Genomic DNA, 14948 nt, shown 5'->3' on the forward strand with positions numbered 1-14948 from the left:
GCCTAGGGAGGTGCCTCTTAAGTATAGTTATACAGGATATATAGAGGAGAATGATTGTATGATTGAAATTATTGCTATGACACCTGATGATGCAAGACGTATTGAAGATTGTGGGGGAGAAAGGATAGAGCTTATTAGCGCTTTTTCTGAAGGTGGTCTGACTCCAAGCTATGGAATGATAGAGAAGGTTGTTCAGACGGTAAAAATCCCCGTAAATGTTATGATAAGACCTCACTCTAAATCTTTTGTATATACCAACGAGGAAATAGATGCCATGAAAAGGGATATTGCTGTTGCCAGAGAACTGGGAGCTAATGGTGTGGTATTTGGGGCTCTGGATGGTAATGGTAGAATATGTGAAGATAGTATTCAGGAATTAATAGAACTTTGCAGCGGCCTTGACATAACGTTTCATAGAGCAATCGATGAGCTGCCTGATATTGTTGAGGGGATAAAGTTACTTTCTAGATATCCTCAGATAAAGACCGTGCTGACATCAGGAGGAAAAGGGAATATATTAAGGAATATTCAGACCATAAAAGATATGGTTAAAAATTCAGGTCACATAGAAGTAATGGTAGGAGGAGGCCTGAACTTTGACAATGTGAAACAAATAATTGAAGAAACTGGAGCTTCAGAATACCATTTTGGAACTGCGGTGCGATATAATAAATCTTGTTTCGGAGATGTTGACAGCAAGAGTCTTAAAGAACTGATTGAGATATTTAAAAATCTCAAGTCATAGATGATGGAGGGAGAGAATGGTTAGGGTTGGTATTGTCGGAATCGGAGGAATGGGTAATGTTCATTATAATAATTATAATTATATCGATGGATGTAAAGTTGTTGCAGCTGTGTGCGGCTCTGAGAAAAGTGAAGAAAAAGCAAGGGAGTATAAAATTGCCCCTTATAGAAATATAGAATCCATGGTAAAGAATGAGGAAGTAGATGTAATAGATATCTGTACACCAACCTACCTTCACAAAGAGCAGGTTCTCGAAAGTCTGAACCTAGGCAAACATGTCATTGTGGAGAAGCCTATTGCGCTTCACAAGAAAGATGCCGAAGAAATGTTTAACTTAGCCTATGAGAAAAAACTCCTTATATTTGTAGCTCAGGTTGTCCAGTTTACAAAGGAATCTGAAATCCTTCGTGAGGCTGTTAAAAGTGGTAAATATGGCAGGCCTTTAGATGGATACTTTCAAAGGGTCTCTGGGCGTCCTCAGTGGATTAAAGGGGATTGGATTTTTGACAAGGAGAAAAGCGGAGTTCTCCCCTTTGATTTGCACGTACATGACTTGGATTTGATTATCAGCCTTTTTGGTAAACCCAAAGGTTTCAACTATACATGCTGTGGAAAAGAAGAGCTTAGTTACAAGGAGGAATACAGGATTAACTACTCCTTTGAGAATTTGAACGTCACTGCAGAAGCTGCGTGGTTCAATTGCAATTATCCATTTAGGGCAAGCTGGCGCGTTTACTTTGAAAGAGGACTTATGGAAAGTGACGGCAATACGGTGGCATTGTATCAGCCTAATGAAGAACCATTTTATTATAATTTGGAAGAAGATATTATAGTGCCAACAAGCATCAACTTACCATCCACAGGGATGTTCTATCGTGAGCTTTATCATTTTATTTCATGTATCGAAAAAGGCGTTTCATCCAATAGAATCAGTCGTGAACAGATCATAACAGGTGTAGAAATCATGGAGAAAATATTAACAGATACCAAGTAATATGGTATGGTTATTGTTTCAAGGACATAAGGGTATCTATATTGAAACGGATGATGATATTGTATCAAGGGTATTGAAATCTGCAAAGAGAGAGCCGAAAAGAACTACCATGAACAATTTGTAGCATTGAAAGAAAACACAGGAAACAAGGTCAAAGACGATAACTTTTTATACATATGCCCAGAGGATTTTTGATCCTATGGGCTTTTGTTTTTTATATGTTTTGATACTAATTCCATTAAAAATGCGGCATAATTTTTATATGGGTTTTTAGAGTAGTGGAAAGGGGGATAGAAGACAAACGTTCGTCTCAAACAATGAAATCCTCAACCAATGAGATTAGTCTAGGGTTTTTCCTTATGTACAGATTTGGAATTTGGAGAGGTTAACCGTACCATAAGTAAATGAGGTTTTAGCCTTAACTATTGATATTACTTCGGTAAGGCTATTTTTCTATGAAATTTAAATAAATATTATACTATTTCTAATTTAGATTTAGCGATTGTATCTTTTAGAAAAACAAAGAAAGTTGTCATAAAAATGATACCTGTAACCATTATAAAAATACTTCCAGGTAAATATTCAGAATTCATGCTAAATAATACCTTGGTTCTAAACCAAGTTTGGAAAGGAAGACCTACACCAAGTAAAACTCCAACAAAAAGAGCTTTTATCTTCCAATCTTTACCTTTCATTTTCTTGATTGAATTATTAACAAATAATCTTAATAAACCTAAACCACAACCAACTATGAAGAACACTAGTAAAAATAGTTTTATTCCTTCATTTAAAATAAATGCTTTAGAAATTACACCTAATGCAATTAAAAACATGCATGACATTACAACGTATGATTTTCTCAAAATTTTATTCACCTCAAAAATTTAAATTTTTATATTAATTTATATATGTTCACAGTATATTGGTTAGGTAGGCTACCTAACTAATATACTAGCATGTTTATAATAATTAGTCAATAGCAAATAGAATAGCTTCTATAAAGCTAATAAAAAATAGATTAGCCCCAAATAGAAATTTAGTTTCTATTTGGGGCTAATTATTAATTAATCTTACTATACCATTCATTAAAATAGATATTAACTTTATCTAATAATTCAATTAATAATTCACTTTGTTCTATTCCTAATCTTTCTATAATGCCAGAAAATAAAGAATTAAAATACTTTTTTAAATCCTGTACTATTTTTTTTCCTTCATCAGTTAATGTTATTTCAATAACTCTTTTATCATTTTGATTAATATGCCTTTCTATGTAACCTTTATTAGTTAAATTTTTTACGAATTCAGTGGTGCTTGGAGAAGTAATAGAAAGATTTTTACTAATTTCTGAAATATTAACTTTACATTTTTTTTCCTTAGAAAGAAAGTCTATACAAAGTAAAACTCGAGCTTCGCTTTTCTTTATTCCCATTATAGTTTGATTATGCCTTTCAATTCTTGCTAAAGCTTCAAAAGTGTCTATAAATTTTCTTATATCTATATTTGATTGTTTATTCAAAAAAATTCACCTCATAGAGTATATGTTAATTTATTATAATAAATTTGTCTATGTGTTTACAAGTTTTTATTTGCAGATTTTTCGCCAACAATATGGATAATAAAAAAATAAAGGCAACTTCTGATATAACTCTATTACTGAATGATTTTCTTGACATTATCATAGAAGATAATATAATATATCGTATAACGAAATAATCGCTATACGATATAAAGGGGTCGTTACTATGAACAAAGAAGAAAAAATAGAAATTATAGTACAATATAAAAATGATATAGATAATATTATACATAGAAAGTATCATGAACTGGCGCAGAAATATGATTTGAGTTTAGAACAGTTTCATTTACTAATAGAATTAGATGACCTTATGTTGTATGTTAATGATGAAGTAAAAGCTCCTACTATTGGAGAAATAGCAAAGAATGTTGATAATTCACAAAATACGATGTCTGAAAAAATAACAAGACTTGAAAATAAGGGGCTTGTGGAGAGAATAAAGGATAAAAATGATAAGCGAATAAGTAGAGTTTATCTAACAGATAAAGGAAGAAATTTAATTGATTCAATAGATAAACAGGCAAGCAGTAAATTTTTATTTAATTCCATATTAAATATGGATGATAGAGATATAGATGATTTTTTGAAATGTTTAGAAAACCTTAAGAAACACATGAGTGATAACTATTTTAAATTATAATAAAAGGTTATATAATACTAAAAGTAGAGGTGATTATTATAGTAAAATTAGAAAAGATGGCCCAATCAGATTTTGACCACTATATTTCAATAGCAATTCATGCATATGCAATTGAAAAAGTTAAAGCAGGTACTTGGGCAGAAGATGAAGCATATAAACTATCAGAAGAATCATTTAAAAAATTACTTCCAAATGATATTGAGACCGAAAGAGAGTATCTTTATTCAATTTTTGATAATGATAAAAATATGAAGGTAGGTTATTTATGGCTTGAGTTTAGTGAAAGTCTAATTGGGAGGACTGCCTTTATATTCGATTTTTTAATTCTTGAAGAATTTCGTGGTAAAGGATATGGCACTCAATCAATGATAGCACTTGATGATGAAGTAAAAAAACATGGTATAAGTAAAGTATCATTACATGTATTTGCGCATAATAAGAGAGCTATAAGCTTATATGAGAAGGTTGGTTTTAAAAATACTGATATACATATGTCAAAATATATTTAATATATAAAAGAATAGTATCCTTAATCGCTTTTGAAAATATTTTTAAATTTTTATTTTATTAGTACCAGCAAATGCTGGTACATTTTTATATTTATAGAATCATTAACAAATTAATATTAAGTTTAATATAATATAATATTAATTTAAGGAGAAAATTATAATGTGTAATAGTATAAAAAAAGATCATAAGCCAATAGGGCCAACTAATTTATATGCTTACTTTGTTGGGGAAAATCCAATTACTTCATTTAATCCTGTAAGTATGTATCCTCAAATAAGCGAAAGTGCATTTATAGGACCATTTTCAAGTGTAATAGGTGATGTAACAATAGAAAAGAATGTATTTGTAGGTGCTAATGTAGTAATAAGAGCAGATGAGGGAACGCCATTTTATATAGGTTATAATTCTAACATACAAGATGGAGTAATATTTCATGGGCTAAAAGATGCTAAGTACTCTGTAAATGGTATAGGATATTCAATATATATTGGGAATAAAGTAAGTATAGCTCATGGAGCATTAATTCATGGACCAGCTATTGTAGGAAACAATACATTTGTTGGGTTTAATTCAATTGTATTTAATGCTATAGTAGAGGACAATTGCTATATTGATACTGGAGCAATTGTAACAGGAGGAATTAGGATAGTTGCAAATAGATATGTTCCAATTGGTGCAATTATAAATACACAAGCTAAGGCAGATAATCTTTTAGAAGTACCAAAAGCGCAATCAGATTTTGCAGAAAAGGTTATTAAAGTTAATGTAGAGCTTTCAGAAGTTTACGATTTAAAATTTGGTGATACACGTTGCAGTTGCGGTCTTTGTTGTAATCATAAAACCTTAATTCACAATTAGAGAAAATGTTTGTTGCATTTTGAAAGTAAGTATGATATAATCTGAAGAAATATGATGATTGGAGTTGAAAAGATGATTAATTTTTCTTGCTAGTTTTACCAAGCATAATAAAATTGTGGGTTCGTACAATGCCGCTTTTTTGTTGTGCCTATGCAAGAAATTAATTGTTTTTTCGCTCAGAAAATATATACTCGCCATGCTCCTAATAGGGGTTTGTCTTCGCTGTATTTATGAGCTGCAAGAATAATAATTTCTTGCAGCTCTTATTTTTTTACAGATCATGAGAATAATAAGCAGGAGGGATTATACAATGGATCATAAAGATACTTCGCTAACGCATGACAATCTCCATATAGAGCCGGATACTTTGGGCGACATTTATCCGATGACTACCCGCTCTAATACTCTCCCTCTCTAAGGGGAAGTAAAGAGCGGTTACGTCCCTGGATAACGAGTTCTAAGTGTCAAAGACACTAAGAACTCTGTTTATATGGAGTAATACCAGTCGCCTATGTTTCCGACTTTGTTATGTGTACTTTTAATTACAAAGGAGGATAAGAATATGTCTTTAATAAATGTAACAAACCTGACCTTCGCTTATGAAGGCAGTTATGATAATATTTTTGAAAATGTAAGCTTTCAAATTGATACCGATTGGAAATTGGGCTTTACCGGGAGAAATGGACGAGGAAAAACTACTTTTCTGAATCTTTTACTTGGTAAATATGAATATGCTGGAAATATTTCGGCGAATGTAACGCTTGAATATTTTCCTTATGAGGTGCAGAAACAAGAAAATTTCACTATAGATATCATAAGAGAAATCAGTCCGAATTCAATGGATTGGGAAATAATGAAAGAATTATCGCTTTTAGATATAGACGATGATGTTTTATACAGACAGTTTCATACACTATCAAAAGGAGAACAGACCAAGGCATTGCTTGCTGCAATGTTTTTGAAGGAGAACTCCTTCCTACTCATTGATGAACCTACAAATCATTTGGATGCTGAAGCTAGAAAAAAACTAAGTAATTACCTTAGAAAAAAGAAAGGATTTATTCTGATTTCACATGATAGGTATTTTTTGGATAACTGTATTGATCATGTGCTTTCAATAAATAAGACAAATATAGAAATACAAAAGGGTAATTTTTCTAGCTGGTGGGAAAATAAACAAATGCAGGATAACTTTGAGCTTGCAGAAAATGAGAAGCTTAGAAAAGATATTAATCGCTTATCAGAGTCGGCTAAACGAACAGGTAATTGGTCCAATGAAGTAGAAAAATCCAAGAAAGGAACAACAAACTCTGGATCTAAGCTGGATAAAGGTTATGTTGGCCATAAAGCTGCTAAAATGATGAAACGCTCTAAGTCAATTGAAAGCAGACAGCAAGCTGCTATTGAAGAAAAGTCTAAGCTGCTCAAAAATATTGAAAGCTCCGACAGCTTGAAGATTTCCCAACTTGTTTATCATAAAAACAAACTTGTGGAACTTGAGAATGTTTCAATTTTTTACGACGACACCATGGTTTGTAAAGATGTTGGCTTTAATATTGAGAAAGGTGACCGAATTGCACTTAAAGGTAAAAATGGCTCAGGAAAATCAAGCCTTATCAAGCTTATTTGTGGTGAGGATATAAACTACACAGGTAATTTCAATAAAGGAAGTCAGCTTAAAATATCCTATGTGTCCCAGGATACATCGCATCTTAAGGGCAATCTGACTGACTACGCTTCAAATAACAATATTGATGAAAGTCTTTTTAAATCTATTTTAAGAAAACTTGATTTTTCCAGAGAGCAATTTGAAAAAGATATGTTATCTTTTAGCGGCGGCCAAAAGAAAAAAGTGCTCATTGCAAAAAGTATTTGTGAGAAAGCTCATTTGCATATCTGGGATGAACCCCTTAATTTTATTGATATTATCTCACGTATGCAAATAGAGGAGTTACTGATTGAATACTCACCAACTTTACTGTTTGTGGAACATGACAGTGAATTTTGTAAAAATATTGCAACAAAGGTTTTTGAGCTTTAGCTTTATGAATGAGAGTATATTAAAAGGGGTAGTGACAGGACTACCCTTTTTATTTGTATAAAGTGGAATGGCAATGAACGGAGGAAGTTATATGGAACAAAAACAAAGAGCAATAATTGTAGGCTGTAATCTCAAGAATGATAAAGAATTTTTAAATATGATGAAGGAGCTGTCTAGCCTAGCTGATGCATGTGATATTGAGGTAGTTGGTGAAATTACTCAAAAATTAGAGCGAGTGTATTCCTCTCATTATCTAGGTAAGGGAAAAATCCAAGAATTATTTACATTAATTCATGAGAAAGATGTGGACATGGTTATTTTTAATGATGAGTTGTCTCCTTCACAAATTCGTAATTTAGATACAGCTTTAAAATGCAAGGTAATAGATAGAACGGTTCTGATTTTTGACATTTTGGCTAAGAGAGCTAAAAGCAAAGAAGCACAGCTGCAGGTAGAAATAGCAAAATTACAATATATTCTGCCGAGAGTAGCTGGACTTGAAGGATCACTAGGTCGGCAGGAGGGAAGTGTCAGGTTTATAAGCAGGGGCTTTGGAGAAACAAAACTTGAACTTAATCACAGAAAGATCAAGGATAGGATCAGTGGACTGAACGCAGAACTGGAAACACTTGTAGTAGAGCGTAAGAACCAAAGAAAACAACGCAAAAAATCAGGAATGCCTGCAGTTGCTTTGGTAGGATATACAAACGCAGGTAAGTCAAGCATTATGAATTCCATGATTGATTTGTACAGCTCTTCAATTGATAAGAAGGTATTTGAAAAGGATATGTTATTCGCTACCTTAGAAACTTATGTAAGAAACATTAAACTGCCCAATAATAAATCTTTCCTGTTAAGTGATACAGTAGGATTTATCAGTAAGCTGCCTCACCAGCTTGTAAATGCATTCCGCTCAACTTTAGAGGAAATTACTGAAGCTGATATGTTAGTTCATGTAGTTGACTATTCAAATCCTAATTATAAACAGCATATTGAAGTTACAAAGAACACATTAAAAGAATTAGGTGCAGATAATATCCCTATTATTTATGCCTATAATAAGACAGATTTGGTAGATGGTGAGATCACAAAAGATGAGAAAGATTGCATATATATTTCTGCTAAAAATAAAGCTGGAATAGATGAGCTAGTAAATGAAATTTGCAAGAGGGTTTTCCCACAGCATGTTTGCTGCCAGCTGCTAATCCCCTATGAAAAAGGAAATATATTGTCATACTTTAACGACAATGCCAATATCAAATCAAATGAGTATAACAGTGATGGAGCGCTGATATCCATGGAATGTAATAAGTCAGATTATGAAAGATATAAGCAATTTGAAAGCCTGGTTAAAATATAGTTATCTACGTATAGTCACACTAGTATTTATTGGTAGGTCTTATCGACTTTAAAATAAATCTATTAAAATAATTTATAATAGTTTAATTATATAAAAAATACGTAAAATTATACATGTTGATTTTTATTTTAGTTTGTGGTAAATATACCTATAGAGATATTTATAATATTTTGAAATATTTCTGTAAATAGTATAAAATGGGAGAGGATGGTAAAAACGATGACAGAAGTACTTAAAGGTATACAACCAGTTGAAGTATTTGAATACTTTGAAAAGCTATCACAGATTCCAAGAGGGTCTGGAAATGAAAAAGGGATTAGCGACTATTTAGTATCATTTGCTAAGGAGCATAATCTAGAATATGTTCAGGATTCCGCATTAAATGTTGTTATAAAAAAGAAAGCAACACCCGGATATGAAAGCAGTCCTGCTATTGTTTTGCAAGGTCATATGGATATGGTATGCGAAAAAAATATAGGTATAGAACATGATTTTACTCAGGATCCGCTAAAGTTAAGAATAATTGATGACATGGTATATGCAACTAGCACAACCTTAGGAGCAGATAATGGAATTGCAGTTGCAATGGGACTAGCAATTTTGGCTTCTAATGAATATCAACATCCGGCAATAGAATTGCTTGTTACCACTTCAGAAGAGACAGGAATGGATGGAGCAATGGCATTAGAACCTAAAAATATAGAAGGAAGAACACTTATTAACATAGACTCCGAAGAAGAAGGTACGCTATTAGTGAGCTGTGCTGGTGGGGTTACAGCTAAAACAACAATTCCTGCAGTATGGGAAGCAATAGATGCAAACCTTGTTCCATATATAATTAGAATAAGAGGCTTAAAAGGTGGACATTCTGGAATGGAAATAGATAAAGAAAGAGGTAACTCTAATAAATTAATGGGTCGTATACTAATGTCTATTTTATCTGAAATAGATTTTAGACTCAGTTCATTAAAGGGTGGATCTAAGCACAATGCTATTCCACGTGAGACAGATGCTGTTATCTTAGTAAGAGCTGAGGATAAAGCTTTAGTTGAGCAAAAAATATCTGAGTGTGAGGAATTGCTTAAAACTGAATTGAGAACACCAGATCCTGACGTAAGAGTAGAATTCGAAGGTTTACCTACCTTGCCTCCAGAAATGCTTTCAAAAGAATCAACTAATAATGTAGTTAACTACTTATACTTAGTTATAAATGGGGTAACTTCGATGAGCATGGATATTAAGGGTTTAGTAGAAAGCTCCTTGAATCTTGGAGTGATTTTTACGCATAAAGATTCGGTAGAATTCATAAGCTCAATCAGAAGTTCCGTTAGAAGCTTAAAAAACGAATTATATAATAGACTGGTTGCAACGGCTAAACTGAATGGTGGAAGTGTTGTTGCCGAATCTGGTTATCCTGAATGGGCATATAATCCTGATTCAAGAATAAGAACAATTTTTGAAGATATATATGAAAAAATGTACGGGAAGAAACCTCATATAACTGCAATTCATGCTGGGCTTGAGTGCGGATTGTTTGCAGAAAAATTTGGTCAAATAGATGCCATTTCTTTTGGACCCAATCTATATGATGTTCACACTCCAAATGAACATATGAGTATTTCCTCAGTTCAGAGGACGTGGGAATACTTATTGGAAGTATTGAAGAATGTAAAATAATTAAATGTTTGGACCAAAGATTTTGATCTTTGGTCCTTATAATTTATTTCCTTGTGCTAGTTAACTAAGTTATTATTATACTTACAAATTGTTCTGTGTCTTTTAAATGTAAATTTTATTATTATAATTAGTAGTCTCATTGCAATCATGTTGGCAAAAATAACCATGATATGATATTTTAGGAATAATATATTTTAATGGGGAATATGTATGATATGTATATAAAATACATTGGAGGGATATATCGTGGATAATAAGTTATCTAAATATGCATATGGAGGTGTAGCTGGTAAAGACTACGTACCTTACGTTTCTAGTGGTTCTAAATCTGGTGGAAACGTTGTCATATTGATAATTGGTATCATTTTGGCTGCTTTATTCGCGGCATCTACTGCCTATTCAGGTATGAAATCAGGTCTTACAGTTGCGGCTGGTATACCTGGTTCTATACTAGGATCTGCTCTTATAGCAGCATTTTCTAAACAAAAAGGTATTCTTGGTAAAAACCTAATTCAAGGTATGTCAAGTGGTGCAGAATCTGTTGCTAGTGGTATAATATTTGTTTTACCAGCAATTCTATTAATAGGTTCTAAAGTTACTTTCTTAGAAGGTTTTGTTGTTGGTGTAGGCGGAGTTTTATTCGGTATAGGAATAGCTTCTCTTGTTTATAATTACTTAATGGTTGAACAACACGGCAAATTAATGTACCCTGAGTCAATGGCTATAGCTGAAACACTTGTTGCTTCAGAAGGTGCTGGAGAATCAATGAAGTACATGGGAATCGGGTTTGGAATAGGTGGTATTATAACTATTGTAACTAGTTCATTTTTAAATGTAGCTAACAACGTTATAAGCTATGTAAACGAAACCTTTTACAAGTGGAAATTTGAAGTTGAAGTCAATCCCCTATTATTAGGTATAGGATATATAGTTGGTTTAGAGGTTTCTTTAACTATGTTTGCTGGTTCTATATTATCTAACTTCTGTATTATGCCTTTAATAGGTTATTTCTCTGCTTTCGGACAAGACGGTGCAGCCGTATGGAATAATCCTAATGTCGCTATAAAAGCTATGCAGGTTAAAGATATAGCTGGTAGTTATGTAAAATATATCGGTGCTGGAATGATGCTTTCTGGTGGTTTAATAGGTGCTATAAAGCTTATACCTACAATAGCATCTTCCATAAAAGAAACTATTAATGCTAAGTCTTCAAATAGTGGTGAGGGATCATCTGCTGGAAATATAATATTACTTGGTGGTGTAGTAATAGGTTTCATAGCCGGTTTCTTGATATCTGGCGGTAATATATTAATGGCAATAGCTGCTTCTATTTTATCATTATTCTTGTCATTACTATTTGTTATAGTTTCTGGACGTTTAACGGGTACTATAGGAACTTCTAACCTTCCTGTATCTGGTATGACTATAGCTTCTATAGTTGTTGTAACATTATTATTCGTTGCAATGGGATGGAAAAATCCTGAAAGCAATAGATCATTACTTTTATTTGGTACATTTATAGTTACTGCTATAGCTATGGCTGGTGGTTATTCTCAATCGCAAAAGGTTACTTTTATAATAGGTGGGGACAAAAATGAAATGCAAAAATACTTTGCTATAGCTGGTATAGTTGGTGTTACAGTAGTTGTTGGTACTATATTATTACTTTCTAACCAACTTGCAATGACTGGTGATAACGTCCCATTTGCACTACCTCAAGCTAACTTAATGTCAACATTAACTGCTGGTATAATGTCAGGTAAATTACCGTGGGTTATGATAATTGCTGGTGCTGTTATGGGAGTTGTTTTATTCTTATTAAACCTTCCTGTAATGACGGTTGCTATAGGGTTCTATTTACCAATATCTACAACCTCTATAATACTAATAGGTGCATTGGTTCGTTTATTTGTAGAAAGAACTTGTAAATCTGAAAAAGAAAAGGAAGTTAAAGTTTCTAATGGTATAAGTTTATCATCTGGACTTGTTGCTGGTGGTTCTATAATAGGACTTGTAGGTATAATACTTCAAGTAACAGGTGTTATAAAAGGAGCTGGACCAAGTGGATTCACTGCTTCTAATGTAATGGCATTTTTAATATTAGTAGGTCTAGTAATAGCTACTATAATACCTATAATGAATAGTAAGGTGAAAAATGCTGAATAATAACGAAGAGGTCTTAAGCATAATATTTAAAATCTCTGATAGCTTAGAATATGAAGTAGATAAGGACAATATTGTGACTATACTTGAAAAACAAGATCACAAGGTCCAAAACTTCTTTAGAAAACTTAAATTTAGAATTCCAGAATATAAAAGAATTTTTATGGATGAGTATGCAAGCTATGCATTTTTACAAATAGATGGCAAAAAAACTATAAAAGATATTGGGAAAAATCTAGAAGCGAAGTATGGTGATAAAGCTTACCCACTCTATGAAAGATTATTGTTGTTCTTAAACCATATCGACGTTAATTGTCACTATATAGAAAAAACAAATTTCTAATACAAAAGATGGCACTGGATTTCAGTGCCATCTTTATTTATTAGCAAGCTTAGGGGGGCCATATTGGAAAATCCAGTACGATTTTTTATATTTAATACGCAATTTAAGTGGACTGAGGGAATAAAAAGGTATAAAGTGTAAGTTGTATTGAACATATATAAAAGGGGGCATTGTTAATGGGAAAAGTTTTAAAGGAAAGAAAAGATATAGATCAAGCACTTACTTGGGACTTATCTGCTATTTATGCTACAGATGAAGAATTTCAATCAGCTGTAAAAGAGATGAAAGAGCTTTCGGTGGAAATAGAAAAAGAGTATAAGGGTAGATTGAATACAGCAAGCAAGATTAATGAATGTTTAGACCAGCTAAGAAAATTATTTCAACTTAAGGGTCTTACAAGTTCTTATGTAGAGCTTTTGGTTTCAGTGGATTATACAAATAATGAAAATCAGGATAGATATTCTAAAATGGTAAATATAATATCCGACATTGAAAGTAGATTAAGCTTTATAACAAGTGAAATTATCCAAGCCGATGATGAAGTTTTAGATGCTGCAATAACTGCATCTAAAGAAAACAGCAATTATTTAAAGGATAAAAAAGGAGAAAAGGTACATGCACTTCATCCAGAGGTAGAAAGAGTATTAGCTGCTTTATCTGGAACTTTGGAGGCACCTTATCAAGTTTATGAACAAGCTAAACATGCAGATATGGATTTTAAGAGCTTTACTGTAGATGGAAAAGAATATCCTCTTGGTTATGCACTTTTTGAAAATGAATATGAATATGAAACTGATGAAAAGGTGCGCAGAGCAGCGTTTAAAGCATTTTCGGATAAATTAAAAGAATATCAATATACTACAGCTGCAGCTTATCAGATTCAAGTTCAAAAAGAAAAAAATATAGCTGCCTTAAGAGGTTTTGACTCTGTTATAGATAGTTTATTGTTCCCTCAAAAGGTTGATAGAGATTTATATAACAGACAGATAGATATTATAACTGAAAAATTAGCACCTCATATGAGAAAGTATGCAAGACTCTTAAAGAAAATACACAAACTTGATGAAATGACTTTTGCAGACTTGAAGATTGCAGTGGATCCAGAGTACGATCCTAATGTAACTATAGAAGAATCTAAAAAATATATTGAAGGTGCTTTGGCTGTATTAGGTGACGATTACTTAGAAATGGTTAAAAAAGCTTACGATGAGAGATGGATTGACTTTGCACAAAATAAGGGGAAATCCACAGGAGGATTTTGCGCAAGTCCTTATGCAAGTCATTCCTTTATATTACTATCATGGAGTGAAAAGATGGCAGAGGTATTTGTCTTAGCCCATGAACTTGGTCATGCAGGCCATTTCAAATCATGCAACAAAAGTCAAAATATATTTGATGTAGATGTTTCTACATATTTCGTAGAAGCGCCATCCACCATGAATGAGCTTCTTATGGCAAATTACCTTTTAAAGACTAATAAGGATAAAAGGTTCAGAAGATGGGTTTTATCTTCAATGATTGGCCATACTTATTATCATAATTTTGTAACTCATCTTTTAGAAGCGGCTTATCAAAGGGAAGTATACAAAATAATTGATGAAGGAGGAAGTGTTCAGGCTTCAACTCTTAGTAAAATAAAGAAAGAAGTACTTCAAAAGTTCTGGGGAGATGACGTAAAGATAGTTGATGGAGCAGAATTAACCTGGATGAGGCAGCCTCATTATTATATGGGACTTTATTCTTACACTTATAGCGCAGGACTTACTATAGCAACAGAAGTTAGCAAGAGAATATTAAAAGAAGGTGAGCGAGCTATAGATGATTGGAAGGCAGTACTTGCAGCAGGATCAACTAAAACACCAGTAGAACTTGCAAAAATGGCGGGAGTAGATATAACCACAGATAAGCCGCTTCTTGATACTATTGAGTACATTGGCAGCATAATTGATGAGATAGTTAAGCTCACTGATGAAATTGAAGCGTAACTTTATACTCTAACTTTATTTAAAGATAATTTCCAATTATATCCTAATGTTCT

General features: G+C 32.7%; 13 protein-coding genes. 11 read left to right on the forward strand and 2 right to left on the reverse strand.

All coding sequences use genetic code 11. The features are described 5' to 3' along the window. Positions 1-10 precede the first annotated feature (10 nt). On the forward strand, positions 11-745 hold the full coding sequence (locus DP68_RS02215) for a copper homeostasis protein CutC (RefSeq protein ID WP_291546904.1): 735 nt from the start codon (positions 11-13) through the stop codon (positions 743-745). A 16-nt stretch (positions 746-761) separates the two neighbouring features. Continuing rightward, positions 762-1739, forward strand: a complete 978-nt coding sequence (locus DP68_RS02220) for a Gfo/Idh/MocA family oxidoreductase (protein ID WP_035305426.1) — start codon at positions 762-764, stop codon at positions 1737-1739. 473 nt (positions 1740-2212) lie between these two features. On the opposite strand, the gene DP68_RS02225 is transcribed toward DP68_RS02220, so the two are convergent. Next, the gene (locus DP68_RS02225; RefSeq protein ID WP_035305428.1) at positions 2213-2602 is read right to left on the reverse strand and encodes a hypothetical protein; all 390 of its coding nucleotides are present in this window, start codon (positions 2600-2602) and stop codon (positions 2213-2215) included. A gap of 197 nt (positions 2603-2799) precedes the next feature. Then, positions 2800-3258 (reverse strand): MarR family winged helix-turn-helix transcriptional regulator, encoded by a 459-nt coding sequence (locus tag DP68_RS02230; protein ID WP_035305431.1) that lies wholly within the window; start codon positions 3256-3258, stop codon positions 2800-2802. Between the two features lie 226 nt (positions 3259-3484). On the opposite strand from DP68_RS02230, the gene DP68_RS02235 reads away from it, so the two are divergent. The 9 genes from DP68_RS02235 to pepF all read left to right on the forward strand — a co-directional run bounded on the left by DP68_RS02235 (position 3485) and on the right by pepF (position 14895). Then, complete coding sequence (locus DP68_RS02235; RefSeq protein WP_035305434.1) at positions 3485-3958, forward strand: MarR family transcriptional regulator; 474 nt, start codon at positions 3485-3487, stop codon at positions 3956-3958. A 29-nt stretch (positions 3959-3987) separates the two neighbouring features. Further along, positions 3988-4467: a GNAT family N-acetyltransferase gene (locus DP68_RS02240; protein WP_291546906.1), complete on the forward strand. Its 480-nt coding sequence runs from the start codon at positions 3988-3990 to the stop codon at positions 4465-4467. Positions 4468-4627: 160 nt separating this feature from the next. Then, a complete protein-coding gene (locus DP68_RS02245) occupies positions 4628-5326 on the forward strand; it encodes a DapH/DapD/GlmU-related protein (protein ID WP_035305439.1) in 699 nt (232 codons plus the stop codon). A gap of 562 nt (positions 5327-5888) precedes the next feature. Continuing rightward, on the forward strand, positions 5889-7367 hold the full coding sequence (locus DP68_RS02250; RefSeq protein WP_035305442.1) for an Lsa family ABC-F type ribosomal protection protein: 1479 nt from the start codon (positions 5889-5891) through the stop codon (positions 7365-7367). A gap of 91 nt (positions 7368-7458) precedes the next feature. After that, positions 7459-8727: a GTPase HflX gene (gene hflX / locus DP68_RS02255; protein WP_035305444.1), complete on the forward strand. Its 1269-nt coding sequence runs from the start codon at positions 7459-7461 to the stop codon at positions 8725-8727. A gap of 219 nt (positions 8728-8946) precedes the next feature. Continuing rightward, positions 8947-10404, forward strand: coding sequence for an aminoacyl-histidine dipeptidase (locus tag DP68_RS02260; protein WP_035305446.1), 1458 nt, complete (start codon positions 8947-8949; stop codon positions 10402-10404). A gap of 246 nt (positions 10405-10650) precedes the next feature. Continuing rightward, positions 10651-12570 (forward strand): oligopeptide transporter, OPT family, encoded by a 1920-nt coding sequence (locus DP68_RS02265; protein WP_035305448.1) that lies wholly within the window; start codon positions 10651-10653, stop codon positions 12568-12570. Next, positions 12560-12910 carry a PqqD family peptide modification chaperone gene (locus DP68_RS02270; protein ID WP_035305450.1) on the forward strand — a complete coding sequence of 117 codons (351 nt, stop codon included), beginning with the start codon at positions 12560-12562 and terminating at the stop codon, positions 12908-12910. The genes DP68_RS02265 and DP68_RS02270 overlap by 11 nt, the downstream gene beginning before the upstream one ends. 176 nt (positions 12911-13086) lie before the next feature. Beyond that, on the forward strand, positions 13087-14895 hold the full coding sequence (gene pepF, locus DP68_RS02275; protein ID WP_035305452.1) for an oligoendopeptidase F: 1809 nt from the start codon (positions 13087-13089) through the stop codon (positions 14893-14895). Positions 14896-14948: the final 53 nt, after the last annotated feature.

This window comes from Clostridium sp. HMP27, from assembly GCF_000765165.1.
Taxonomy (GTDB): Bacteria; Bacillota; Clostridia; order Clostridiales; family Clostridiaceae; genus Clostridium_AK.

Bases quoted from the DNA above. Each gene is read 5' to 3' on its own strand.
- DP68_RS02220 (WP_035305426.1), top strand. From the start codon at position 762: ATGGTTAGGGTTGGTATTGTCGGAATCGGAGGAATGGGTAATGTTCAT.
- DP68_RS02235 (WP_035305434.1), top strand. From the start codon at position 3,485: ATGAACAAAGAAGAAAAAATAGAAATTATAGTACAATATAAAAATGAT.
- DP68_RS02245 (WP_035305439.1), top strand. From the start codon at position 4,628: ATGTGTAATAGTATAAAAAAAGATCATAAGCCAATAGGGCCAACTAAT.
- DP68_RS02250 (WP_035305442.1), top strand. From the start codon at position 5,889: ATGTCTTTAATAAATGTAACAAACCTGACCTTCGCTTATGAAGGCAGT.
- hflX (WP_035305444.1), top strand. From the start codon at position 7,459: ATGGAACAAAAACAAAGAGCAATAATTGTAGGCTGTAATCTCAAGAAT.
- DP68_RS02260 (WP_035305446.1), top strand. From the start codon at position 8,947: ATGACAGAAGTACTTAAAGGTATACAACCAGTTGAAGTATTTGAATAC.
- DP68_RS02270 (WP_035305450.1), top strand. From the start codon at position 12,560: ATGCTGAATAATAACGAAGAGGTCTTAAGCATAATATTTAAAATCTCT.
- pepF (WP_035305452.1), top strand. From the start codon at position 13,087: ATGGGAAAAGTTTTAAAGGAAAGAAAAGATATAGATCAAGCACTTACT.